Genomic DNA, 25,282 nt, shown 5'->3' with positions numbered 1-25,282 from the left:
TAAACTATCGAGATAGGTTTAATCGTGAAGTAAGTAAGCTTCTAAGCTATAATAGGAAAGAAAGAAGTAGTCCGGGGAGGAATTGCAGATGTGGAAATGGGAAGCCGAAGGAGATGCAAAAGCTGTAATTGTCATGATTCATGGTGCGATGGAACATCATGGCCGTTATGGCTGGCTGATAGAAAAATGGCGCATGTCTGGTTTTCATGTCATCATGGGAGATCTGCCTGGGCAAGGGTTAACGACAAGATCAGGAAGAGGGCATATTGACTCCTTTGATGAATATATAAAAGAAGCAGAACAGTGGGTTGATGCAGCATATCAATTTGATTTGCCTGTTTTTCTTTTAGGCCATAGTATGGGCGGTCTTATTGCTATCCGGCTGCTCCAAGAGCAAAAAACTGATTTAGCAGGAGTTATTTTATCTTCTCCATGCTTAGGGCTGGTTCGTCAAACACCGAAAATGATTCAATTTGCTTCAGTTATTTTAAACAAGGTAATTCCTAGAATGAGGATTAGCTCAGGCATTACAGTTGAAATGGCAACAAGCAATCCCGATGTCAGAGAAGCAGATCAAAATGATTCTTTATATATACAAAAGGTTTCTGTACGGTGGTATAGAGAACTGGTTTCAGCGATGAAAACTGCCTTTGAAAAAATTGAAAAAACCCAGAATGTTCCCCTTCTCCTTATGCAGGGAGGGGACGACCTAATCGTGAATAAAACGCTTGTAAGAGATTGGTTTAATAAGGCTCCTTTATCTGAACAGCGTTTTAAAGAATGGCCAAACTATTATCATGAGATTTTTAATGAAGAAGGAAGAGAAGAAGTATTTGAATACGCAAAAGATTTTGTGGAAAGTCAGCTGAAAGCGATTGGTTATATTATTTAATTTTTTTAGAAAGGGGGAGAATCATGAGTGTACCTTCCATGCCCATTAGCTTAATGGCAAATGTATACAGAAAAATATTTCCTGAAGTTCATGCTGAGCTTAAGAAATGGAAAATACGTGCGGAAGCCATTCCGAATCATGAACTGCGCACGCAGGCTTTGGCCAGTATAGAAAGCAAAACATTTCATTGTGAAGGCGGATCAATAATGGCATTAATTGCAGCGGAAAATTATAAAGATGCCATTCAATTTATTGTAGCCTATCAGACCATCAGTGATTATCTGGATAACTTATGCGACCGCAGCACTTCACTTGATCCTGCTGATTTTTCTGCCTTACACGATGCGATGGAGGATGCCTTGACATTAGATTCTGCTCCTGGAAATCAATATTATCGCTTTCGGGATGATCAAAATGATGGGGGGTATTTAGAAGCTCTTGTTGCCTCTTGCAGAGATGCGCTGGGCAAACTAAAGAATTATGACAATATCGAGAAGTATTTACTTGAATTATGCAGATATTATTGTGATCTGCAAATACATAAGCACGTAACACCAGACGAAAGGGTTCCTCGTCTTCAAAAGTGGTTCAGCCAGAATAAAGAACAAATACCACACATGGAATGGTATGAGTTTTCAGCTTGCTCAGGATCTACCTTGGGGATCTTTTGTCTGGTATCTTATGCATTGAGAGAGGATTTTCTTCCCCAATATGCAGATCATATAAGAGAAGGGTATTTTCCATATATTCAAGGACTGCATATTCTGCTTGATTATCTCATTGATCAAGAGGAAGATCGTGCAGGTGGGGATTTAAACTTTTGTTTTTATTATGAAAATGAACAAATGCTTTTTAATCGTTTAAGACATTTTGTGCAAGAGGCGGACAAGCAGACAAGCCTGCTTCCGCATAGCAAGTTTCATCATCTTATTAATAGAGGGCTGCTTGGTGTATATCTATCGGACGATAAGGTTCGTAAGGACATCAATATTAAAAGAGTAGCAAAAAATATGATTAAAACAGGCGGAATGGTAAGCTATTTCTTTTATTGGAATGGGAGAATTTATCGCACCTTGCAAAAGTGGCTGCCTCTTCAAAATTTAAAACCTGTGCGGAACGAATAGATCCATTCAAAAAGGCAATCCGGTAACCGGATTGCCTTTTTATAAGATTTAGCTTAAATCATTTTTCTTTTCAATGGCTACAATAAATGGAGGATGGTTCTTTTGATTTAAAAATTGATACAGTAATACATTGGCTCTTGCTTGATCAATTTGTTTGACATAGCGTATTAAATAATCGCGTTCAACGGCTCCTTCCGGATGTCCATGGTAAATAACAAGTACAATGATTCCTTCCGGGGCCAGCATGTCAAGCAGCTGTTCAATGGCAGAGATCGTGGTATCCGGGCGAGTAACAATGGACTTATCTCCTCCAGGCAAATAGCCGAGATTAAAAACGGCTCCCGTAACCTTTCCGTAATGGATGGGCGGTATACAGCTTGATAGGTTTTCATGACCGCTATGAAAAAGCGTAACACGATCAGCTAACTCATGCTGCATCAGCTGTGTCTTTGTGGAGAGCAAAGCGTCATCCTGGATATCAAATCCATATACTCTGCCTGAATCACCAACTAACCGTGCGAGAAATAAGGTATCGTGACCATTTCCTAATGTTGCATCAATGGCAATATCTCCAGGGGAAATGGCTTGCTCCAGCAATGTTCGTGCAAATGGCAGCACTCTTTCAAGCTTCATGCCTTTACCTCCAGACCAGCTGTATCGAAGTATTTTCCCTGCCAGCTATTTCTTCGTTTTAATTCAGCATCAATTGCATTTAATACCGACCATTTGTTTACGCTCCACATTGGGCCAATCATTAAATCGATCGGTCCATCTCCTGTAATGCGATGAACAATCATTTCCGGTGGTAAAATTTCTAATTGATCACAAACTAAGCTTACGTAATCATCCTGGCCTAAAAATTGCAGTAATCCTTTTTCATATTGTTTTACCATTGGAGTACCCTTTAAAAGATGAAGCAAGTGAATTTTAATTCCTTGCACATCCAGTTTGGAAACTTCTCGGGCTGTTTGCATCATCATTTCAGCTGATTCCAGCGGCAGGCCATTAATGATATGTGAACATACACGAATGCCATGTTTTCTTAGCTTTTCTACGCCTTCTGTATAACAGGCATAGTCGTGGGCTCGATTAATAATGGCAGCTGTTTTTTCATGGACGGTCTGCAGTCCAAGCTCAACCCAAAGATACGTTCTTTCATTCAGCTCTGCCAAATATTCAACAACATCGTCAGGAAGGCAGTCTGGCCGTGTAGCAATAGAAAGGCCGACAACCCCTTCTTCTTGCAGCACCCGCTCGTACATATCTCTTAACACAGCAACTGGTGCATGAGTATTCGTAAATGCCTGGAAATAAGCAAGGTATTTGCCGTCTTTCCATTTATGATGCATCTTTGCTTTTATATCATGAAATTGCTTTGAGAGATCATCTGCCCGATTACCGGCAAAATCCCCTGAGCCAGCAGCACTGCAGAAAGTACAGCCTCCAAATGCCACAGTGCCATCACGGTTTGGGCAGTCAAATCCTCCGTCTAAGGCAATTTTAAACACTTTATGTCCAAATTCATTACGTAAATGGTAATTCCATGTATGATACCTTTTATCATCAGTAGCATATGGAAAGGGATTTCCATTCATATGAAAAATACCTCCTATTGCTGATCTGTCCGATTAATGAAAACAGGAGGAATTACAAGTTCTCCCATGCCGAAATCGCTGCAGCAAACTGCTTTTAATATAAACATACGAATAATCTTATCATGAAGTAAACAGGTTATCCAATGCAATTGGAAGCAACTTCGAATAGTAAATCTGAGGATTGGCAAACCGGCTTGGTGTGATTAGGACTGCTGTCCCAATACTATATCCCGCTTCGTATGCAATTCGTCACTGCTAATTTATACTTTTTGAAACTGTAAGTAAGAAGTCATCGTATTGCACACAATAATGAATGAAGCACACGCTTCAGAGCAATGACTTGAGGAGGAGAACAGAATGGCAACTCGTGAATCTGTTGATATGCTTTTACAGCAATGTGAAGATGCAATTCGTTTCGCCGGCGATCAGCTTCAGGATGGACGTCTTCAGGAGCATTATAATGATGACGGGTATACCAATGCCCTTGAAGCACTTGAAAATGCCTATAATGATTTAAGCCAGCTGGCACATAGTGCAAATTCTCAGCAGCGGGAACAGCTGCACCGTATGAGACTCCAGCTGCAGCAGCTTCAAAATAAAATGATTATTAATCCCCATTAAGAGGTGACTAAAAATGGTCAAAAAACGTTCAAAGCAAAACAATCCGGAACAAAAGACGCGCAATGGAATCAATAATGCTGATTTGGAGCTGGGCCGGGATTTTGATATTATAAAGAAGTCAAAGAAAAACTATGAAAAAACAGGCGGCCAGCCGGTAAAATCAAAATTTCATCCGGAGCCAGAACAGTCAAGATAACTGAAAAGAAAACCCCGCATTTGCGGGGTTTATTCATATAATCGGAAATGACAATTGAACAGCATAGAGCTATACTCAATGTACGCAGTGGAATTATTAGTTAAGTCAACTAAACCTCTTTTCTTCAGTTGCCTGTCAGAAGTTTTCTTTAAATATGTTTGTGGAATTAGAATATTAATAAAACATTTAACGATGTTTTACATAACATAGATTGAGAAATATTTATAAAAATTCCTTTTAAGTTTAAACACTTTTTCGTAAAATAGGGTAAAACAAGCACTTCTAAAGGAGAGGCGAGGTATGAAGTTTACAGAAATAGATACTTACCTTTTTTGCTCTAAATGTTTGGATGAAACCATTCATCATGTAAGTTATCTGAATGGAAAACTGCATCGGGTACAATGCGAGAAATGTAAGCGCACCAATGAAATGGACCTGGACTTTAAGAGAGAATTATATAAAGAAGTGTATAAAAGAGTTGTTTCTAAGCCTTCTAGAATGTCTGAAGAATATAAAAATGACGATCGGATTAAATTGATTGAAGCCTTGCCTAGAAGAGTTTTCACAAAACCTTATCGGCTTGTCAAATATTTACATGAAACAAAGGAAGCTTATAAAAAGATTAAGGGCAATAAATGAAAGGCTGTTTTTTAATTGAAAACAGCCTTTTTATTTATCAATAAACATGGTAACGCTTCCAAAAATGGCACTTCAGTTCTTTTCCATTAAATAATTGCCTATCTTTTCATCAATGATTAATGTATGGGCATAACCAGCTTTAACCGCAGTTAGAACAGCTTCACTTTTTTGCACTCCGCTGGCGATCAGTACAATATTTGGTATGTTTTTAATATCTTCTAAGCTTACTCCAATAACATTGTTATTAATTCTGCAATCCACTTCTTTTCCCTCTCTGTTAAAGAAACGTGAATTAATATCCCCAACAACATTTAACCTTTCAAATTCTTTTAAATCGCGATTCCCTGTATACCCAATCTTTCTCATCAGGTTATCACTTGAGTAGGGACTTGCAACCCCCAGAATCGCCATATCTACATTTTTGCCCGCTTCCAGGACTTCTAAAATAGGGGGGCTATCATAAAAGGCGTTTTTAATTAAAGTGTTTTCTGCAAGTGCTGGAGCATTTAAGAAATTACTATTACAATATAGTTTCTTCATTAAGTCATAGCATATTTGATTGGAATGTAATTCAATATGCATCTTGCTAATTCCCCCGATTAGCGGCAAAAGTGTAAGATGTTTGATTTCTTCAAATGGAAATTCTCTAACAAGCGTGCTCAGTGTATTTCCCCATGATACCCCAACGGTACTGACCGATTTTAAGGCATTTTTTAGATAATGGACTGCTTCTTTGACGACCAGATTGAATACTTCGTGTTCGCTCAAGTGATAGGCAGGAGCAATGATGACTTTATTTAGACCATATTTTTCTTCTAAAGAGCTCTGCAGATTAACAATTTGAAAACTTTCATCTTTTATGTAGAAGTTTATAATTCCATAATCTTTCGCCTTTTGTAAACTTCTGGATATTGCTGGCCGCGAAACATTTAATTTCTTCGCTATTTGTTCCTGTGTTAGGTTTTGGTAATAATAATAGATTGCGATTTTCACAATTTCCTTGCGCTCTTCCCAATTCAACCAACTCACCCTTTGAAATTTATTTCTGTATCTGAACAAAAAGAATTTTACTAAAAATTATCGCAATTGTCGAAAAAAATGAAAAGTATCTTCTTGACTTAAAGCGCTTACAATGTTATTTTTTTAATCAAAGGAAATTTGTTCAGTGTTAGATCAAATGTTCAGAAAGGCAGGAGGGAGAAAAAAATGAGTCTATATAGACAGCTTTTAGTAAGAGAAAAAGACGGAAATCCGATAAAAGTTGGTGTCATTGGAGCAGGGCAAATGGGTTTTGGGATGATCTCACAAATTGCTCAAATCCCTGGAATGGAAGTTACTGGAATAAGTGATATAAATGTAGAGGCAGCCGCCAGAGCCAGGGATGCTTATAATCTTCATAAAAAACAAGAGGTAATCATTTCTTCAAACTTTAAAGATGTGATTCAGTCAGAGGATATCGAAGTAATTGTAGATGCAACAGGTGTTCCTGAGGTTGGTGCAAAAATATCACTGGAATGTCTTCTTGCTAAGAAACAGCTTGTGTTATTAAATGTTGAAGTTGATATCACAATTGGCCCATTAATGAAAAAGCTGTATGATTCAGCAGGTCTCATTTATACAGGATCAGATGGAGATGAACCTGCAGCAACCTTTGAGCTATATGAATTCGCGAAAACAATGGGCATGGAAGTCTTAGTGGCCGGAAAAGGGAAAAATAATAAACTAAAAATCTCGGCAAACCCGGACAGTACAAGGGAAGAAGCAAAAAGAAACAAAATGGCAGCACATATGCTTGCAGCATTTCAGGATGGAACGAAAACAATGGCAGAGATGAATTTATTATCAAATGCAATTGGCTTTGTCCCAGATGTAGTTGGCATGCATGGTATTTCAGGTGATTTAGATTCAGTTATCAATGATCTGGATGTAAAAAGCAATGGCGGCATTTTAAGTCAGCATGGTGTTGTGGAATATGTTGATGGTCTGGCTCCTGGAGTGTTTGTCATTGTGAAAGGCCAAAATGAGGCAGTGGCACACGAAATGAATTATCTAATGAAAAAGGGAGATCGTGATCATCATATCCTATATCGTCCTTATCACCTGGCAAGCTTGGAGACGCCTATCACCATTGCCAAGGCTGTCTTAAATCAGGAATATGCAATTGCACCAATTGGCGCTCCCGTTTCAGAAACAGTAGCAGTCTCTAAAAAAGAGATTAAAGCTGGAGAGAGATTAGATGGCATAGGCGGTTACTGTATCCGTGGAGTGTTGGAAACTCATTCAGAAATGAAACAGAATGCTCACATTCCCATTGGGTTAATTGCAGGAAATACAGTTGCTAAAAGAGATATTAAAGCAGGAACGTTCTTAACGGCCGATGATATTGAGCTGGATGAAAATACAACAGTCTGGAAGCTTCGCAAGCTTCAGGATGAGGTTTTTGCCAATACAGAAACAAGCCAGTCTATATCTAAGATATTAATCTGATTTTTATACAAACCAGTAAACTGTCAATAATATTCATAATATTTGGATAATATTAAAGAAGAAGCTTGAAAGGATGAATCTTTATTATGCTTAGAACAGTTGTAAAACAAATTGGTGAGATCGTTCCGGATTTTAAGGAAGAAAACCTATTAATCTTATTTGGACCAGAAGCTCCTCCTGAATTGAAAGATATATCTGTTATTCATGAGGTTGATGAAAATCCAAATGGAGCTATTGTGGAAGGGGGGGTACTGGAAGTAGGAACTCAAGTTTATCAGATTAGTAAGGTTGGCAGTCTAGCTAATAAGAACTTTGAAGAACTGGGCCACTTATCTATTTACTTTAATGATGATGAGTCGATGGAATTGCTGCCTGGGGCGATCTTAGTTTCTCCAGGAGTCTATCCTGAAATTCAAGAGGAAGACAGCATTATTTTTAAAAAATAATCCTTGTATAGGAGGGAACGCTAGTGGATTTCTTTATAAACTTAGCTGATGGCTTTATCGGAATGTTCCAAGAAGGTGCAGAAGTATTTATGGGCTTTATTACAGGAATTATTCCACTCTTGATTGTGCTGATCACTGTTGTTAATGCTTTTATAAAAATCGTAGGAGAAGAGCGAATTTTCGGATTTATGAGAGCGATTGCAAAGTTTACTATTTTCAGATATACATTGATTCCACTATTCTCCGTATTTTTCTTAACAAACCCGATGTGTTATACGTTTGGCAAGTTTTTGCCAGAAAAACAAAAGCCGGCATTTTATGATTCTGCCGTATCATTTGTGCATCCAATTACAGGGCTATTTCCACATGCTAATGCGGCCGAACTATTTATATTCCTTGGCATTGCACAGGGATTTGCTCAAGTCGGCAATCAAAGTGAGCTGGCATTATGGTACCTGGTAGTTGGGTTAATTGTTTGCTTAGTTAGGGGAATCGTGACAGAGAAAATTACTGAGTTCCAAATGAAAAGACAAGAAGCAGCCAAACGCGGTGCCGCTGCATAAACGAACAAAGGGGGCGAGATGAAATGGCTAAATATAATACAGTTCAAGTTAAAAGGGGTACGCATGGTTGGGGAACTTCACTTATTCTGAAGCCAGATGAGGAAAAGAAATATGTTATTAGTGTAACCGGAGGGGGAATTCACCCGGTCGCACAGAAAATAGCAGATTTAACAGGAGCAATTGCGGTTGACTCTTTTAAAAATCCAGTAGATAAAGAGGAAACGCTGTGTGCGGTAATTGACTGTGGAGGGACAGCCCGCTGCGGAACCTATCCGCGCCTTAGAGTTCCTACAATTAATGTAAAAGTGATGAGTCCATCTGGACCTCTGGCCAAATTTATGACAGAAGATATTTTCCTATCTGGGGTGTCAGTCAATGATGTTTCAATAGCTGGAGAAGAAGGGGAATCACAGGTAGCAGCAAGTTCTGCTGAAGAAATTGAGGAAGAGCCAGCAGCAAAACCAACTGCTTCCAAAGTTCAGGCAGAGCCGGCAGCAAAGCAAAATCCATTTATGAAGCTGATCGATGTTATTGGACGCGGTGCAGGACAGTTTATGAATATCATGTACCAATCGGGAAGAGACACGATTGATACAGTTTTAAAAAATATCCTTCCATTTATGGCCTTTGTAGCAGCTTTGATCGGCATCATTAACTATACAGGTATAGGCAATATCATTGCGGATGTCTTAACACCTTTAGCGGGCAGCATTGGCGGGTTATTGTTATTAGGTCTAATTGGCGGACTGCCATTCCTCTCACCTATGTTAGCGCCTGGAGCAGTTATTGGAGCTGTTATCGGTGTTTTAATTGGGAACGAAATTGCAAGCGGTAACATTCCAGCTGCATATGCATTACCAGCTTTGTTCGCGATCAATGCTCAAGTTGGCTGTGACTTTGCGCCAGTTGGTTTAACACTTGGAGAAGCAAAGGCAGAAACCATTAGTGTTGGAGTTCCATCCATCCTTTTCTCGCGTGTTATTACTGGTCCTTTAGCGGTCGTCATTGCATACGGTTTTTCGTTCTTCTTATAAAAGAAAAACAAAGGGGGAAGACCAAAAATTCCCTCTTTTTAACTTTATATCATTTCAAGGAGGAAAAAATGATTCCAGCAACCTTTAAATTCGGAGCTTTAATGGAAAAAGGGCAGGCAGTGATTAAAGAAGGAGAACTAAGAGAACTTTTGCCAAATGAACTGCTGGTAAAGCAAGAAGCATGTAACATATGCACAACGGATTATCAGCAATGGCAAGGCTTAAGGGAGCATCAGGGATATCCGATGGCTGGAGGACATGAATGCTCAGGTATCGTTGTTTCGGTTGGTGAAGATGTTAAGAAATTTAAGGCAGGAGATCGGGTAAGCGTTTTATATGATTACTGCGGGACGTGTGAAAACTGTGTAGCTGGCATGATTACAATTTGCCAGAACAAGAAAATCTTTGGAAAAAATTACTCAGAAGACTATTACGGCATTTTTGGTTTTGCTGATTATTTTATACGAAACGAAAAAAGCTTTGTAAAGATGGATTCAGCATTATCACCTTCAGAGGCTGGGTTTGTGGAACCGCTTGGATCTGTACTGCATGGATTAAATAAGCTTCGCCTTCGGGGAGGTTATGACACCATTGCGGTTATTGGCGGAGGAACAATGGGTCTATTAAATGCAGCTGCAGCCAAAGCAATGGGGGCAAAAGTCTTTGTTTCAAGCAGAGGAGAGAAAAAGCTTGAGATTGGTCGCCGTATGGGCTTTGAAATGATCGATGCAGGCAACTGTGACGCTGTTGAAGAAATAAAGAGACTCACTGAAGGAAGAGGAGTGGATGCTGTTATTGTATCTGCCGGAACGGCTTCAGCAAATCAGCAAGCTATTGAAATGGTAAAAGCACAACACGGAAGAATACTTTTTTATGCCGCAGGTTATCCGGCACCAGGCTTAGAAATTGACTCTAATGCTATTCATTATAAAAACCTTGAATTAATCGGAACTTTTGGTTCTGAGTTAACAGATTTTATAAATGCCGGGAAAATGCTTAGCGAAAGACGAATTGATGTTTCCTATTTAATTGAAGAGAAAGTTCCTTTATCACAAATCCAAGAGGCATTTGAGCTGGCCAGTCAAAAAGGAAAATTCAGAATCTCGGTTATGCTTCAGGAGTAGGACTGACAAGAAATAGAATGGGAGAGGGTAAAAATGAAATGCTTAGCAATTGCGGATTTATTTATTACCAAAGAGATGATGATCAAAGGTCTGGAAGAGCTGACAGATCTCGGAGTTGAATTAACGGTAAAAGAGTGGCTTCATAAGGATCTTGAAGCACTGCAAAAGGATAATATTAAACTCGAGCAGGAAGGCAGCAGTGCGGTGGCATTGCCGGATGATATTTTAGAAGGTATTGAGGATTATGATATCATCATCACGCAGTTTGCACCAATAGGAAGAGATACTCTTGATAAGTGCAAAAGTATAAAGGTTCTGGGTATTCTTCGGGCAGGGATTGAGAATGTGGACTACAAATATGCTGAAAGTAAAGGAATTGATGTTTTTAATACACCAGGCAGAAGTAATACAAGTGTCTCGGAATTTACGGTTGGATTAATTCTATCTGAGATTAGAAACATTGCCAGAGGGCACGATTATTTAAAGAATGGCATATGGGAAAAAAATTATTCTGCCGGAGTCCTCTCACCTGAAATTAGCGGCTCAACGGTTGGAATCATTGGTTATGGAGCCATTGGTCAGCGGGTGGCAAACCTTCTGCGACCTTTTGGGGCGAATATTATCTTCTTTGATGACTATTTTACTGGTGATACAGAGGATTCTCAGGTCGACTTAGACACACTTGTCAAGACTGCTGATATTATTACGATGCATTATAGGCTGACAGAGAAAACAAAACATATGCTGAATAAAAATCACTTTGAGAAAATGAAAAAGAATGCAATAGTGATTAACAGTGCACGGTCTGGCTTAATAAGCGAAACAGATTTGATCTCTGCCCTAAAAGAAAAAAGAATAGCGGGTGCAGCAGTTGATGTATTTGATATAGAACCATTGCCAAAGGATCATCCATACTTGGAGTTAGATAATATTACAATTACTCCTCATATCGCTGGGTCCACCATTGGAAACTTTGCTAATTCGCCAAATATCCTGGCAAGAAGAATTATTCCTGCTTTATCTGAAGTAAAGAACTAAAGAAGGAGGAAACTTATATATGAAAGAGTTATTAATCATCGTCGTTTTTATTGCAGTCATGCAATTTATCACCAGTATGATCCACATTAAATATTACCAAGGTACAGTTAGAAGGCTAGGAAAAGAATATAGTGAAGGCTATCTTGGAGTAGGAATGAACCAAAGGAAATTTAAAGGCGGCCAGGTTTGCATAATCGTTGCAAATAAGGATGGGGAAATCTCTGAGTTTAGAATTTTATCAGGTCTTACGATTTTCTCAATGTTTAAAAAGGACCATCGTTTCGTTGGGGAAAGCATCCACCAAATAAACTGGTCCGGCAAAGAAAAATACCAGGAAGTAGCAACCAACGCTATTAAGATGATCAAAAAAGAAATGCAGAAAAAGCTTGATATGAATACAGCAAGCGCAATTTAAAAATCTCAATTTTATCTAAAATCCCTTAACAAGAAGCATGAATAGTCCTTCTTATTTAAGGGTATTTTTTTTGCTTTTTACAAATGTTCTATTATTGATCATTTGTAAAATATGTGCTATGATAATTACAAATGTAACTGATATGAACAAATGATAAGGAGGAAGATAAAATGCTTAAAAATTTAGAGATTCCCAGCATGATTACTGAGAAAAAATTAAAAGATTTATATAAAGAAATGTGGACTATACGTTATTTTGATGAGAAGGTTGACCAGTTTTTTGCAAAAGGAATGATCCACGGAACTACCCACCTTTGTGTAGGTCAGGAGGCTTCTGCTGCCGGATCCATCGCAGTGATAGGCGGAAAGGATAAGATTGTAAGTACCCACCGGGGACATGGACATTGCATCTCCAAAGAAGGTGATATCAATAAAATGATGGCTGAGTTATTTGGAAGAGAAACAGGCTACTGCAAAGGAAAAGGCGGATCCATGCATATAGCTGATGTTGAGAAGGGGAACTTGGGTGCAAATGGAATTGTTGGCGGAGGAATTCCATTAGCGGTTGGTGCGGCCTTAACTTCAAAAATGAAAAATGAAAATTATGTTGTTCTCTGCTTCTTTGGTGATGGAGCAACGAATGAAGGCAGCTTTCATGAATCATTAAATTTAGCAGCAATCTGGAATCTCCCTGTTATCTTTATTTGTGAAAATAACCAATACGGCATGTCAGGTTCAGTAAAAGAGATGACGAAAATTGAGCATATTGCATCGCGCAGTGAAGGTTATGGAATACCAGGCAAGATTGTTGATGGATTAGATATGTTTGAAATTATGAATACTGTTCATGAAGCTGTTGAACATGCACGGGGTGGCAACGGACCTACATTAATTGAAATGAAGACGTATAGGTGGAAAGGTCATTCAAAGAGTGATGCGAAAAAATACCGTACGAGAGAAGAAGAAAACGAGTGGAGAGCCAAAGATGGCATCAAACGCTTTAAGGATGCCTTAATTGACGCAGAAGTTCTAACGGAAGAAGAAGCACAGCAGCTGCAGGAAGAGGCAAAGACTTCTATTGAGGAAGCTGTAGAATTTGCTGCAAATAGTCCTGAGCCGTCTATTGAACGATTAGAAGAAGATGTATTTGCATAATCATTTTGGGAGGTTAATAGAGATGACCACAAGAGAAATAACGTATTTAGAATCCGTTCGAGAAGCGATGAGTCAAGAAATGAGGGAAAATGAAGATGTCTTTATACTTGGAGAAGACATTGGTGTTTATGGTGGAGCCTTTGGTGTAACAAGAGGGATGATTGAAGAATTCGGTCCCGAAAGAGTTAGAAATACACCGATTTCGGAAGCAGCCATTGCAGGAGCAGCTGTCGGTTCTGCCCTTACAGGAATGAGACCGATTCTGGAACTGCAATTCTCAGACTTTATTACAATAGCAATGGACCAGATTGTCAATCAGGCAGCTAAAACACGATATATGTTTGGCGGAAAAGGCAAAGTGCCTATGGTGTTAAGGACTCCTGCAGGTTCGGGAACAGGTGCAGCGGCACAGCATTCACAGAGCTTAGAGGCATGGATGGCTCATATTCCAGGATTAAAGGTGGTCCAGCCTTCTACTGCGTATGATGCCAAAGGATTATTAAAGGCAGCGATGGATGATGATAATCCAGTTATTTTTTATGAACATAAATTACTCTATAAAACTAGCTCTAATGTTCCAGAGGAATCTTACAAAATTGAGTTAGGAAAAGCAGATATTAAAAGAGAAGGAATAGATGTCACTATTGTTGCAACCGCTATCATGGTTCATAAAGCATTGGAAGCAGCGGAAGTACTTGAAAAAGACGGCATCAGTGCAGAGGTGATTGATCCTCGTACGATTGTTCCTCTGGATAAGGAAACGATCATTAAATCTGTTAAAAAAACCGGCAAACTTATTGTCGTGCATGAAGCGGTAAAGCGCGGCGGAATCGGCGGAGAAATTGTCGGAGTGATAGCAGAAAGTGAAGCTTTTGATTATTTAGACGCACCTATTATCCGTCTTGGCGGAAAGGAAGTGCCAATTCCTTATAACCCGAATCTGGAAAAGGCAGCTATCCCGCAAGTACCAGATATTATCGCTGCAGTGAAAAAGACTGTGAGAAAATAAAAGGAGCGTACATGATGGCTAAAGAAATTTTCATGCCAAAATTGAGCAGCACCATGTCAGTTGGCACACTCATTCAATGGTTTAAAGAAGAAGGCGATTCAGTTGAAATTGGTGAACCGCTTTTTGAGATTTTAACAGATAAAATTGAGATAGAAGTAGAGGCATATGAAGAGGGAATATTATTAAAAAAATATTTTAAGCAGGATGATGAAGTTCCTGTTAATCAAATCATTGGCTACATTGGTGAAGCGGATGAGCAGGTGCCAGACTCTTCACCAGGGCAATCAGCATCAGAGCATGATGAAAGTGATGAAGAGATCAAACAATCCCAGCCTGCTGCAGCGGAACAATCTTCAACACCTGAAGAAAAAGTTCGGGCTACTCCAGCGGCCAGAAGGATAGCAAAAGAAAACGATCTGAATCTATCGATTATTCAAGGAAGCGGTCCTAATGGCAGAGTTCAGCAGCAGGATCTGCTGGACTATCTGAATTCAGATGCAGAGAAAGTGAAAATTACTCCACTTGCTCAAAAAATAGCTAAAGAGCAGGAGATTGACATAAGCACTTTAAAGGGCACAGGAAGTAATGGGAAAATTACAAAGCAGGATATTATCCCATCATCGGCAGAATCACAGACTGCTATGACAAGTGCACGCCGCAAAATGTCCGGAATTAGAAAGGTTATTTCTAAACGGATGCTGCATAGTGTACAGAGCGTGCCGCATGTCACGTTAACATCTGAAATTGATATGACAAATATAAAAGAGCTGCGCCAGTCACTGCTTCCAATCATTGAAAAGCAAACGGATTTGCGGATCACTTATACAGATATCCTGGTTAAGGCGGTAGGAAGTGCAATGACCCGTCATCCGCAAATCAATATTTCAATTGATGGTGATGAAATTATTCAGCACAGCTCGGTAAACATTGGAGTAGCTGTAGCGATCGAAGACGGACTGATTGTTCCGGTCATTCATGATGCAGCACATAAAGGACTTGCTGAAATCGTTAAACAATCGAAGCAGCTTGGGAAATTAGCCAGGAGTAATCAGCTTACATCTGAAAACTTAACAGGCGCTACCTTTACAATTAGCAATCTGGGAATGTATGCAATCGACGCATTTACTCCAATCATAAACTTACCTGAAATAGCCATCTTAGGAGTAGGCCGCATTCAGGAGAAACCAGTTGTTGTAAATGGGTCCATAGAAGTCAGATCCATGATGGCAGTTAGTTTGTCTTTTGATCATAGAGCAATAGACGGTGCTCCGGCAGCTGCCTTTTTAACAGAATTGAAGCAAATCTTAGAGAATCCTTATGAATTACTCGTTTAAAGGGGTGAAGAGGCAATGATAAAATATGATCTTGTTGTTATCGGCGGGGGCCCGGGAGGATATGTATCTGCTCTTCATGCCGCTGAGACGGGGAAAAAAATAGCTTTAATTGAAGCTGATTTTGTTGGAGGAACTTGCTTAAATAGAGGCTGCATTCCTTCCAAAACCTATTTAAAGCATAGCGAAGTCATAGAACAAATCAAAAAAGCAAAAGAATGGGGAATTGAAACAGAGTCCTTAACGTTTTCTTTTCCAAAATTAAAAAAACGAAAAGACGATGTGATCCAGAGGCTGCGTAGAGGTATTTCATATCTGCTCAAGGAAGGTAAAATTGACGTCTATCAAGGATATGGCTACATCCAGCCTAATGGTTCAGTAAGGGTGCAGGAGACAGAGAACGAAAAGAATCTTCAGGCGGAGAAGATCATCGTTGCTACAGGTTCTATGCCAGCTGTTCCTCCTATAGAAGGCTTATCAGAGGTCAGTTATGAAACAAGTGACACCATATTTGACTTAACAGAAATACCAGAATCCTTAATCATTATTGGTGGCGGCGTCATTGGTGTCGAACTGGCTACCATATTTGCTTCCCTTGATACGAAAGTAACAATCATTGAATCTGCGGAAATGATCCTGCCGTCTGAAGATCAGGAGGCAGCATCTTATTTAAAGCGGGAGCTGGAAAAGAAGAATATAAATATACGCACAAACACTCTGGTCAAAAAAGTAGAAGAAATAAATAACAATAAAAAAGTACATTGTGAATCTAATGGACAGAGTATACAATTTGATGCTTCTCATATCTTAGTTTGCACAGGCAGGAGACCTAACATGTCTGCAGTAAATGAGATTGGGCTGGATACAGACGGACCTTTTATTAAAGTGAATAAAAAAATGGAAACGAGCATGCCAAATGTATATGCAATTGGAGATGTGATCGGAGGATATCAATTAGCCCATGCTGCTAGTGCTGAAGGAATTGTTGCGGTTAATAATGCATTTGGCGGAAATGAAATGATGAACAATCATGTGATGCCGCGCTGTGTTTATACGAAACCAGAAATCGCCGCAGTTGGATTAAATGAAGAAGAAGCGAAGAAAAAAGGTTTGGATTTCGAGGTTGTAAAATATGATTTCGTTAAAAGCGGGAAGGCATGGAGCAGCGGAGCACCAGAAGGTTTTACAAAAATAATTGTTGATAAGAAATATGGTGAAATTCTAGGCACCGTTATGGTAGGAGAACATGTAACGGAAATGATCTCTGAGGCCTCTGCATTCATGTATTTAGAAGGAACCATTGAGGAAGCTGCAAAAATGATCCACCCGCACCCAACCATTTCAGAAACATTCAATGAAGCAGCACAAGAAGCAGTTAGGATTTTAAATAAATGACAATAGACATTTAAATAGATTGGAAGAGCCAGAGACCTAAATCTTTTAGGCAACTACGAAGAGGCTGGGACATAAGTAACTAACACACCTATTGAACCGAATGGTAAGGAAGGTCATCTTTCTAATCATTCGGTTTTTTATTTATAATTATAAAATATATTTTATTTACATGAGTGAAATGGAGCGGAGGGCCCTCGACTCCTGCGGGCTGCAGAGCAAAGGGTGAGACCCCGCAGGAACGAAGTGACGAGGAGGCTCAGCTTGCTCCCCGCGGAAAGCGAGGGTCCGCAGCGCAATGGAACGGTCTTGATTAAATACCGAAACCAAGATATTGAATATTCGTGTTTTAGAAATATTAATTTTGTTTTGTCCCAGCCTCTTTTTTATTTGCAATGGTTAATCTCCAGCCAATTCCCCCTCTTAGTCTATCTGATAAAAGCTTCCGCCTGATTTTTTAAAGCATCTTCAATCCTGATTTTCTGTGTAACATGCATATTAAGCATATGTAATTGATCAAGTAACACATAAGATACTCTTTTAGATTCATGACTGACAGTTAACTCGCTGGTTAGTGCCTTACATAAAAAACAAATAGAGAACTGCTGCCGTACTTCTCCGTCTGAATAAGAAATAACGTGATTTGGATCGCTATAAACACCGATCATTTTTAAAACCTCGATATCAATTCCTGTTTCTTCGCTCACTTCCCTCTTAACTGCTTCCTCAACAGATTCACCTGGATCCACCCCACCTCCAGGCAAAGACCATTTTCCATTGTCCACCCGCTCCTGCAATAATATTTTGTTTCCATCTTCCGACAATATAACGGCTGAAACAGCTGGCACAATGCTATTGGGAACGGGCGCGTGGCCATCATAATAGTAATCAACTCTTGCCATCTAAAAAAAATCTCCTTTGTCATATAAAAAATTTTTAGTTTATTTTCGTTGACACTATAAATTTATCAGACTATAATGAAATCACAAATAACAAATGTTACACACTGTGGAAAATGACACGGTTTTAACATTGGTTATAAAAAATATCATTTGTTATATCCAAAGTTTAATATCTATTATTTTATCGCATTAAATTGTAAACGCAACCAATATACAAAATGTTGCGACAAAAATAGCGTATTGGAGGAATTAACATGTCAGTATATCAACAGCTTCTAGTAAGAGAAAAACAGCAAAACCCAATTAAGGTAGGAATTATTGGAGCCGGACAAATGGGCTTTGGTCTAATCTCTCAAATTTCCCGAATTCCCGGAATGGTAGTTGGCGGAATTTGTGATGTGAACTTAGAAAATGCGAATAGAGCAAAAGACTTTTATCGTTCTCAGGAAAAAAGAGCAATTGATACGATTGTTTCAACGGATTACCGCGCAATCATTCAATCTCAGAATGTAGAAGTTGTGGTAGATGCAACTGGAGTACCTGAAGTTGGAGCTAATATTTCCTTAGAAGCTTTAAGATCTAAGAAACATCTAGTTCTTCTGAATGTAGAAGTAGATATAACAATCGGGTCGGTTATGAATCAATTGTTTACTTCAGCTGGCCTCGTTTATACAGGTTCAGCTGGTGATGAGCCGGCAGCAATCGTTGAACTGTACGAATTTGCAAAGACAATGGGCTTAGAAGTTGTTGTTGCTGGTAAAGGGAAAAATAACCCGCTGATTCCAACAGCAAATCCTGATACTTGTGCAGCAGAAGCAAAGCGAAAAAATATGAGTGCTCACATGCTGGCTGCTTTCCAGGATGGAACAAAAACAATGGCAGAAATGAACCTTTTGAGTAATGCGATCGGTCTTATTCCAGACAAAGTAGGCATGCATGGAGTTGAAGCCAACTTAGACAACGTTGCAGACATCCTTAATACAAAAGAAAATGGCGGAGTTCTTGAGAAAACAGGTGTTGTTGATTATGTTAACGGTCTTGCGCCAGGGGTCTTTGTTATTGTGAAGAGTGAATTAGAGCCAGTAGATGAAGAGCTGCGCTACTTATTAAAAGTTAGTGAAAACCATGGTTCACACTATACTTTATATCGCCCTTACCATCTGGCAAGTCTTGAAACACCTGTAACGATCGCTAAAGCTGTATTAAATCATGATACATCCATTCATCCGCTGGGAGCACCGATTTCAGAGACAGTTACAGTAGCTAAACGAGATATTAAAGCGGGAGAAACGCTGGACGGAATTGGCGGCTACTCTGTAAGAGGTGTTTTAGAAACACATGAAGATATGAAAACAAACGGCCACATTCCAATTGGTTTAATCAGCGGTAAAGTTGTGGCTAAGAAAGATATCAGAGAAGGACAGTTTTTAACAGAAGATGATATCGAACTAGATCCAACTACTACAGTTTGGAAACTTAGATCTCTGCAGGATCATCTGTTTTCAGGAGGAAAGGCTTCTGAAATTATTATTAAGTAATTTTTTGCGGGAGGAGAGATAACAAATGCAATTAATCCTTATAGCATGCGGCATCTTGGTAATGAACTATATTCTGACTTTTTTCCAGGTCAGAAGCTACAAAAAATCAATGGAAACAATGATTAAGAAGTATAAAGGCAAACAAGGGTATTATCTGTTCTCTGGTCAATCAAGAAGAAAACTTGGTGCCGGTTCAATTGCCATGCTTGTTGTTGATGAAAATTATATGGTCATGGAATGCCAAGTGATGAAAGGGATTACTGTACTTTCCACTTTTAAAGAAATTGAAAAGTATAAAGGTCTCCATGTAGGCTCCATGCTCGATGCTCTTCATGAATCAGCCAAACAAGTGAAAAAGTCAAAAAAGAAACAAAAAATGCCTGCTATAAGTGATGCTCTGAATACAGCTGCAGAAAGTGCATTGTTATCCATCTCTCGAAAAGCTATGCCAAATGCCTAAATGTTGAAAATGATAGCAGCTTCCTTGCAAAGCCGACGGAGGAAGCTGCTTCTTTCAAAATAGGAAAATACGAACAAAGGAGTGTGTGACCATGGAATGGATTCAATGGTTTGGAGAACACTTTATTGGAATGTTTAATGCTGGTGGAGAACAGTTTATGGGGCTGCTTACGGGAATTGTTCCTACACTTGTCGTATTATTAACCTTTACTTATGCAATGATTAAGTTTATTGGGGAAGAAAGAGTAACAAGAGTAATTAAGTTTGCATCCAAATATACGGTTTTGAGATATACATTAATGCCGATCTTATCTATACTCCTTCTTACTAATCCAATGGCTTATACATTTGGACGCTTTGTAGAAGAAAAGCAAAAACCTGCCTTTTATGACTCGCTCGTTTCGTTTTTACACCCAGTAACAGCATTGTTTCCTTATGCAAACGCAGGTGAGCTGTTCGTCTATCTAGGAATCGCTAACGGCTTAACACAAGCTGGATATGCAACTTCAGAATTAGCAGTACGATTTTTCTTGGTAGGTATAGTAGTTATGTTCCTTAGAGGGGTTATCACTGAACAAATTACAAAATACTTAGCAAATCGGATGTAAGCGTATTCTACTAAGAAGGGGAGATGAACGATGGCATATAAAGCTGTCTTTGTAGATAAAGGTTCAGGCGGTTGGGGAAAAGGGCTGACAATAGAGCCAAAGGGTAAAAAAGTTAAAGTGGTTTCTATTACTGGCGGAGGTATTCACCCTGTCGCAAGAAGAATTGCAGAATTAGCAAATACAGAAGCGATTGATGGTTTTAAAAACTCTGTACCAGAAGACGAAATGATGTGTGTGGTCATTGACTGTGGCGGTACAGCCAGAATTGGGTTATATCCAATGAAAAGAATTCCTACAGTAGATATTTTAGGATCTTCTCCTTCAGGCCCGCTTGCTAAGCATATTACCGAAGATATCTTTGTTTCTGGTGTAACAGAAAAAGAGATTTCAATTGCAGATGGTGCCGGTTCTGCTGCTGCTGCAATTGAAGAGAATGCTGAAGAATCTAATGGCAGATTTGATACATCTGATAAAGAAAAATTCCAAGAGGAATACAAAAAGGTCAAACAAGAGCAGCAAGGAAGCGATGAAAATTTCTTAATGCGTTTTTCTAAAGGAATTGGTAAAGTAACAGGAACGTTTTATCAAGCAGGCCGAGACTCAGTCGAAATGTTATTAAAGAATATTATCCCATTTATGGCCTTCGTCAGCATGCTGATTGGTATAATCAATTATACTGGCATTGGCGATATCATTGCGAATACAATGTCACCGCTGGCAAGTTCCATTTGGGGATTAATCGTGATCGTTATTATCTGTACGATTCCATTATTATCACCAGTTCTTGGACCTGGTGCAGTAATCGCTCAAGTTATTGGGGTATTAATCGGAAGTCAGATTGCATTAGGAAACATTCCACCGCATTTTGCGCTTCCAGCACTATTTGCCATTAACGGTCAAGTAGGTGCAGACTTTGTTCCGGTAGGTTTATCACTTGGTGAAGCTAAGCCTGAAACTGTACAATATGGTGTTCCAGCTGTATTATACAGCCGCTTGATTACTGGTGTTTTAGCTGTTGTTATCGCTTACTTTGCTAGCTTTGGCATGTATAATTAAACTTGTATAATTAAAATGAACACAGGGGGTAATACAATGAGTAAATCGATTATTAAAGAAGTTGGTCCATTAGTTCCTAGTTTTGAAGCGGAAAAAGTAGTTATTTTATTTGGTCCTTCAGCTCCAGCTGAGTTACGGGAAATTTCAGTTATTCATGAGCAGGAAGAAGTAGCAGATGATTTCATCCAAGAGGGTGGAAAGTTTATTGTAGGCAATAAAGAATACACTGTCACAGCTGTTGGTTCTGCAGCCAATGCAAATTTCAAAGAGTTAGGACATATTTCAATCTATTTTCAAGAGCCTGACGGAGATATTCTGCCTGGAGCCGTTTTTGTTAGTCCTTCTGAATTTCCGGTATTTAATGAAGGAGAAGAAATTAAATTCACTAAATAAAGAATGAATAGAATGGATGATTTTTATGTCCTCACTTGAAGATAGAAGATTGTTGGTCAAAGTGGCCAATATGTATTATGAAGAAGGAGCAACTCAATCAGAAATTGCTAAATCAATCGGAGTAAGCCGATCGCTTATTTCTAAATATCTGGCAAAAGCAAAAGAATCAGGAGTCGTTGAAATCATTATACATGATGATGAAGCACATCCGTATATGGCTCTTGAATCAAAGGTTGAGCGAAGATATGACCTGAGAGAAGTGGTTTGTGTTTCAAGTGGAGAAGGAGAGAGTGTTAAAGCTCGCTTAGGTGCCGCTGCAAGCAAGTACTTATTGCGAATCATAAAGGATGGTCAAACGATCGGGATTTCATCTGGAACAACCCTGAATGAAGTAGCAAAATCCCTTCCCAGTCAGCATTTTTCAGGTCTCACCATTGTACCGCTCGTTGGCGGGATGGGGGATGAACGGGTAGACATCCACTCTAACAGCATTGTGGCAAAAGTGGCGGAGAGCTTTCATGCCGACTATAAACTATTGCATGCACCTGTGCTGGTAGATTCAAAAGAGGCAAAGGAAGTCATTGTACAACAATCTTTTATTAAAACCATTTTTGATATTGCCAGTAAATCGGATATTGCAGTAGTAGGGATTGGCGGTACACCTGAACACTCTACAATGGTGAAATCGTATCTGCACCAAGTAAAACAAAAAGAATTTAATTATGAAGGCATAGTAGGAGATATTTGCTACAACTTTATTGACCGTAATGGTGAAGCATTTTCTAACCCGTGGAATGATAAGGTCATTACAATGGAGTTGGAAAATCTAAAGAAAATACCTTTGGTTATTGGTGTTGCAAGCGGTAAGGAAAAAGTTGAAGCCATACGAACTTCACTGGTCGCAAAATTAATTGATGTTCTTATTACAGATGAAAATACAGCGAAAGAACTATTAGATTGAAGCAATTAGGAAATGAGGTGATGAAGTAACATATCACCTCATTATTTATTATCTTATTCTTTTCGTTAATGGGGGAGTTTGAAAATGACAAAATTTATAGATCAGCTGTCAATTGATACGATACGTACACTTTCAATAGATGGAGTTGAAAAAGCGAATTCAGGTCATCCGGGGATGCCAATGGGTGCAGCGCCAATGGCTTATACACTGTGGACAAAGTTTATGAATCAAAATCCATCAGATCCTAATTGGTTTAATAGAGATCGATTTGTGTTATCTGCGGGGCACGGATCAATGCTTTTGTATAGCCTGCTTCACTTATCTCATTATGAATTATCAATAGAAGAGTTAAAGTCTTTCCGCCAATGGGGAAGTAAAACTCCTGGCCACCCTGAATATGGTCACACACCTGGAGTGGATGCAACAACGGGACCACTTGGTCAAGGTGTTGCGACAGCTGTCGGGATGGCAATGGCAGAAAAGCATTTAGCAGCAAGATACAATAGAGAAAATTACTCTATCATTGACCATTTTACATATGTTATTTGCGGAGATGGGGATTTAATGGAAGGAGTCTCCTCTGAGGCGTCTTCACTAGCAGGCCACTTAGGACTGGGAAAACTAATTGTTTTATACGATTCAAATGATATTTCACTAGATGGAGACTTACATAAATCTTTTTCTGAAAGTGTTGAAAACCGTTATAAGGCCTATGGCTGGCAAGTCATTCGAGTTGAAGATGGAAATGATGTGGCCGAAATTTCTTCAGCTATACAAGAAGCACAAAAAGATCTTGGTCGTCCCACTCTAATAGAGGTGAAAACAACAATTGGATTTGGCTCACCCAATAAATCAGGAAAATCGGTTTCGCATGGCGCGCCACTTGGTTTAGAAGAAGCCGAATTGACAAAGAAATCTTATGGATGGGAATATGATACATTTTATGTTCCTGAAGAAGTATATAAACATTTTGATATAGAAGTACACGAAGCAGGTAAAGCCAAGCAGGAAGATTGGAATTCTGCTTTTGAATCCTATTCAAAAACCTACCCTGAACTGGCGGCAGAGCTGGAGAAGGCAATTACTCAGAAGCTGCCAAGTGAACTGGAGACAAAATTAACAACGTATGAAGCTGGAAAGTCTATGGCGACAAGGGCATCTTCAGGCAAGACGATTAATGAAATAGCTGAGATGGTTCCATTTTTCTTTGGAGGATCTGCTGACTTAGCTGGCTCTAATAAAACTTATATGAATCAAAAAGGTGATTTCTCTAAGTTAGATGCCAGCGGAAAAAACATATGGTATGGTGTTCGTGAGTTTGCTATGGGTGCAGCAATGAATGGAATCGCTCTGCACGGTGGATTAAAAACATATGCCGGTACTTTCTTTGTATTTTCAGATTACTTAAGACCAGCTATTCGTCTGGCAGCACTAATGAAATTACCTGTTACCTATGTGTTCACACACGATAGTATAGCTGTTGGAGAGGACGGTCCTACACATGAACCTGTAGAACAATTAGCAGCATTGCGTTCAATGCCTGGACTTTCCGTGATCCGACCCGCCGATGGAAACGAATCCACAGCAGCTTGGAGAATTGCTTTAGAATCAAGTGATACACCAACAGCACTAGTACTATCACGCCAGGACCTTCCTGTACTAGAAGGAACAGTTGAAGGGGTGCACGATAAGGTTGAAAAAGGAGCATATGTTATATCACCAAGTAAAGGGGAAGAAGCAGATGTCCTTTTACTGGCTTCCGGTTCAGAAGTCAGTTTGGCAATAGAAGCTAAAAAAGCTCTTTCTGCAGAAGGGATTGATGTTTCAGTTATCAGCATGCCTTCTTGGGATCGTTTTGACAAACAGTCTTCTGTCTATAAGGAGTCCGTTTTACCAAGAAATATAACAAAAAGAGTGGCAATTGAAATGGGCACATCATTTGGCTGGGAAAGGTATCTCGGGTTTGATGGTGATATCATTTCCATTGATACGTTTGGAGCATCTGCACCAGGAGATAAGGTTGTAGCAGAATACGGCTTTACTGTAGAAAATGTTGTGGAAAAAGTGAAGCAGCAACTATCAAAGAACGTGGCTGCAGGAGTATAGATGTAGACTGATTTAATCATTAAAACATTTATAACCGAAGCCATTCTAATGTGGTTTCGGTTTTTTATGAGAAAATATAAGATAGCGGAAGTTCTCTCTCTATTGTTCAGTTAATGTCCGTGATGTTTTCGAACGACATACCATGGTCAGTGCTTTTCCATGAATCGTGTTGTAAAATGAAGATATTAGGAAATGTTGG

Annotated in this window: 27 protein-coding genes; 23 read left to right on the top strand and 4 right to left on the bottom strand. The window is 39.3% G+C overall.

Translation table 11 applies throughout. The features are described from left to right. Nucleotides 1-88 precede the first annotated feature (88 nt). Nucleotides 89-892: an alpha/beta hydrolase gene (locus tag J1899_RS17510; protein ID WP_066442907.1), complete on the top strand. Its 804-nt coding sequence runs from the start codon at nucleotides 89-91 to the stop codon at nucleotides 890-892. Nucleotides 893-915: 23 nt separating this feature from the next. Continuing rightward, nucleotides 916-2,016, top strand: a complete 1,101-nt coding sequence (locus J1899_RS17505) for a tetraprenyl-beta-curcumene synthase family protein (protein ID WP_066442908.1) — start codon at nucleotides 916-918, stop codon at nucleotides 2,014-2,016. A 48-nt stretch (nucleotides 2,017-2,064) separates the two neighbouring features. On the opposite strand, the gene mnmM is transcribed toward J1899_RS17505, so the two are convergent. Continuing rightward, entirely contained in the window at nucleotides 2,065-2,649 is a 585-nt protein-coding gene (mnmM, locus tag J1899_RS17500; RefSeq protein ID WP_066442909.1) for a tRNA 5-(aminomethyl)-2-thiouridylate-methyltransferase MnmM, read from the bottom strand. Next, nucleotides 2,646-3,611 carry a tRNA modification radical SAM protein MnmL/YtqA gene (gene mnmL, locus J1899_RS17495; protein WP_066442910.1) on the bottom strand — a complete coding sequence of 322 codons (966 nt, stop codon included), beginning with the start codon at nucleotides 3,609-3,611 and terminating at the stop codon, nucleotides 2,646-2,648. The genes mnmM and mnmL overlap by 4 nt, the downstream gene beginning before the upstream one ends. 357 nt (nucleotides 3,612-3,968) lie before the next feature. Between mnmL and J1899_RS17490 the strand changes: the two genes are divergently transcribed. The 3 genes from J1899_RS17490 (at nucleotide 3,969) to J1899_RS17480 (ending at nucleotide 5,067) form a co-directional block, all read left to right on the top strand. After that, nucleotides 3,969-4,232: a YtzC family protein gene (locus J1899_RS17490; RefSeq protein WP_066442911.1), complete on the top strand. Its 264-nt coding sequence runs from the start codon at nucleotides 3,969-3,971 to the stop codon at nucleotides 4,230-4,232. Between the two features lie 13 nt (nucleotides 4,233-4,245). Then, the gene (locus J1899_RS17485; protein WP_066442912.1) at nucleotides 4,246-4,428 is read left to right on the top strand and encodes a glycogen biosynthesis protein GlgD; all 183 of its coding nucleotides are present in this window, start codon (nucleotides 4,246-4,248) and stop codon (nucleotides 4,426-4,428) included. Nucleotides 4,429-4,728: 300 nt separating this feature from the next. Next, entirely contained in the window at nucleotides 4,729-5,067 is a 339-nt protein-coding gene (locus J1899_RS17480; RefSeq protein WP_066442913.1) for a hypothetical protein, read from the top strand. Nucleotides 5,068-5,139: 72 nt separating this feature from the next. Here the strand turns inward: J1899_RS17480 and J1899_RS17475 are convergent, their stop codons facing one another. Next, nucleotides 5,140-6,087, bottom strand: coding sequence for a sugar-binding transcriptional regulator (locus J1899_RS17475; protein WP_066442914.1), 948 nt, complete (start codon nucleotides 6,085-6,087; stop codon nucleotides 5,140-5,142). Nucleotides 6,088-6,273: 186 nt separating this feature from the next. Between J1899_RS17475 and J1899_RS17470 the strand changes: the two genes are divergently transcribed. From J1899_RS17470 to lpdA, 11 genes are all read left to right on the top strand, one after another. Beyond that, the gene (locus J1899_RS17470; protein WP_066442915.1) at nucleotides 6,274-7,554 is read left to right on the top strand and encodes an NAD(P)H-dependent oxidoreductase; all 1,281 of its coding nucleotides are present in this window, start codon (nucleotides 6,274-6,276) and stop codon (nucleotides 7,552-7,554) included. 86 nt (nucleotides 7,555-7,640) lie between these two features. After that, nucleotides 7,641-8,000: a PTS glucitol/sorbitol transporter subunit IIA gene (locus J1899_RS17465; protein ID WP_066442916.1), complete on the top strand. Its 360-nt coding sequence runs from the start codon at nucleotides 7,641-7,643 to the stop codon at nucleotides 7,998-8,000. A 23-nt stretch (nucleotides 8,001-8,023) separates the two neighbouring features. Beyond that, entirely contained in the window at nucleotides 8,024-8,563 is a 540-nt protein-coding gene (gene srlA / locus J1899_RS17460; RefSeq protein ID WP_066442917.1) for a PTS glucitol/sorbitol transporter subunit IIC, read from the top strand. A gap of 23 nt (nucleotides 8,564-8,586) precedes the next feature. After that, nucleotides 8,587-9,597: a PTS glucitol/sorbitol transporter subunit IIB gene (gene srlE / locus J1899_RS17455; protein ID WP_066442918.1), complete on the top strand. Its 1,011-nt coding sequence runs from the start codon at nucleotides 8,587-8,589 to the stop codon at nucleotides 9,595-9,597. Between the two features lie 68 nt (nucleotides 9,598-9,665). After that, nucleotides 9,666-10,721, top strand: coding sequence for a zinc-dependent alcohol dehydrogenase (locus J1899_RS17450; protein ID WP_066442919.1), 1,056 nt, complete (start codon nucleotides 9,666-9,668; stop codon nucleotides 10,719-10,721). Between the two features lie 33 nt (nucleotides 10,722-10,754). Beyond that, nucleotides 10,755-11,759, top strand: coding sequence for a 2-hydroxyacid dehydrogenase (locus J1899_RS17445; protein WP_214475509.1), 1,005 nt, complete (start codon nucleotides 10,755-10,757; stop codon nucleotides 11,757-11,759). A 19-nt stretch (nucleotides 11,760-11,778) separates the two neighbouring features. Then, nucleotides 11,779-12,174: a transcriptional regulator GutM gene (locus tag J1899_RS17440; RefSeq protein ID WP_066442921.1), complete on the top strand. Its 396-nt coding sequence runs from the start codon at nucleotides 11,779-11,781 to the stop codon at nucleotides 12,172-12,174. 170 nt (nucleotides 12,175-12,344) lie between these two features. Then, nucleotides 12,345-13,328 carry a pyruvate dehydrogenase (acetyl-transferring) E1 component subunit alpha gene (gene pdhA / locus J1899_RS17435; RefSeq protein ID WP_214475507.1) on the top strand — a complete coding sequence of 328 codons (984 nt, stop codon included), beginning with the start codon at nucleotides 12,345-12,347 and terminating at the stop codon, nucleotides 13,326-13,328. A 22-nt stretch (nucleotides 13,329-13,350) separates the two neighbouring features. Further along, complete coding sequence (locus tag J1899_RS17430; RefSeq protein ID WP_214475505.1) at nucleotides 13,351-14,337, top strand: alpha-ketoacid dehydrogenase subunit beta; 987 nt, start codon at nucleotides 13,351-13,353, stop codon at nucleotides 14,335-14,337. 14 nt (nucleotides 14,338-14,351) lie between these two features. Further along, nucleotides 14,352-15,671, top strand: a complete 1,320-nt coding sequence (locus J1899_RS17425) for a dihydrolipoamide acetyltransferase family protein (protein WP_214475503.1) — start codon at nucleotides 14,352-14,354, stop codon at nucleotides 15,669-15,671. Nucleotides 15,672-15,686: 15 nt separating this feature from the next. Further along, a complete protein-coding gene (lpdA, locus tag J1899_RS17420; protein ID WP_214475501.1) occupies nucleotides 15,687-17,063 on the top strand; it encodes a dihydrolipoyl dehydrogenase in 1,377 nt (458 codons plus the stop codon). Between the two features lie 425 nt (nucleotides 17,064-17,488). Here lpdA and J1899_RS17415 read toward each other — a convergent pair whose 3' ends face one another. Then, the gene (locus J1899_RS17415) at nucleotides 17,489-17,962 is read right to left on the bottom strand and encodes an NUDIX domain-containing protein (protein WP_214475499.1); all 474 of its coding nucleotides are present in this window, start codon (nucleotides 17,960-17,962) and stop codon (nucleotides 17,489-17,491) included. Nucleotides 17,963-18,216: 254 nt separating this feature from the next. Here J1899_RS17415 and J1899_RS17410 point away from each other — a divergent pair, with 254 nt between their 5' ends. The 7 genes from J1899_RS17410 to tkt all read left to right on the top strand — a co-directional run bounded on the left by J1899_RS17410 (nucleotide 18,217) and on the right by tkt (nucleotide 25,083). Next, nucleotides 18,217-19,500 (top strand): NAD(P)H-dependent oxidoreductase, encoded by a 1,284-nt coding sequence (locus tag J1899_RS17410; protein WP_214475497.1) that lies wholly within the window; start codon nucleotides 18,217-18,219, stop codon nucleotides 19,498-19,500. A gap of 25 nt (nucleotides 19,501-19,525) precedes the next feature. Next, nucleotides 19,526-19,960: a transcriptional regulator GutM gene (locus J1899_RS17405; protein ID WP_214475495.1), complete on the top strand. Its 435-nt coding sequence runs from the start codon at nucleotides 19,526-19,528 to the stop codon at nucleotides 19,958-19,960. Between the two features lie 91 nt (nucleotides 19,961-20,051). Then, complete coding sequence (gene srlA / locus J1899_RS17400; RefSeq protein ID WP_214475493.1) at nucleotides 20,052-20,567, top strand: PTS glucitol/sorbitol transporter subunit IIC; 516 nt, start codon at nucleotides 20,052-20,054, stop codon at nucleotides 20,565-20,567. Between the two features lie 30 nt (nucleotides 20,568-20,597). After that, nucleotides 20,598-21,623, top strand: a complete 1,026-nt coding sequence (srlE, locus tag J1899_RS17395) for a PTS glucitol/sorbitol transporter subunit IIB (protein WP_214475490.1) — start codon at nucleotides 20,598-20,600, stop codon at nucleotides 21,621-21,623. Between the two features lie 36 nt (nucleotides 21,624-21,659). Next, the gene (locus J1899_RS17390) at nucleotides 21,660-22,016 is read left to right on the top strand and encodes a PTS glucitol/sorbitol transporter subunit IIA (protein ID WP_214475488.1); all 357 of its coding nucleotides are present in this window, start codon (nucleotides 21,660-21,662) and stop codon (nucleotides 22,014-22,016) included. 25 nt (nucleotides 22,017-22,041) lie between these two features. Next, on the top strand, nucleotides 22,042-22,977 hold the full coding sequence (locus J1899_RS17385) for a sugar-binding transcriptional regulator (protein ID WP_066442932.1): 936 nt from the start codon (nucleotides 22,042-22,044) through the stop codon (nucleotides 22,975-22,977). An 84-nt stretch (nucleotides 22,978-23,061) separates the two neighbouring features. Then, on the top strand, nucleotides 23,062-25,083 hold the full coding sequence (gene tkt, locus J1899_RS17380) for a transketolase (protein WP_214475486.1): 2,022 nt from the start codon (nucleotides 23,062-23,064) through the stop codon (nucleotides 25,081-25,083). Nucleotides 25,084-25,282 lie beyond the last annotated feature (199 nt).

Source organism: Cytobacillus gottheilii (genome assembly GCF_018582665.1).
GTDB lineage: Bacteria > Bacillota > Bacilli > Bacillales > Cytobacillaceae > Cytobacillus > Cytobacillus gottheilii.
The sequence above is the reverse complement of the archived record's forward strand: the minus strand, read 5'-3'. Positions and strand labels throughout refer to the sequence as shown.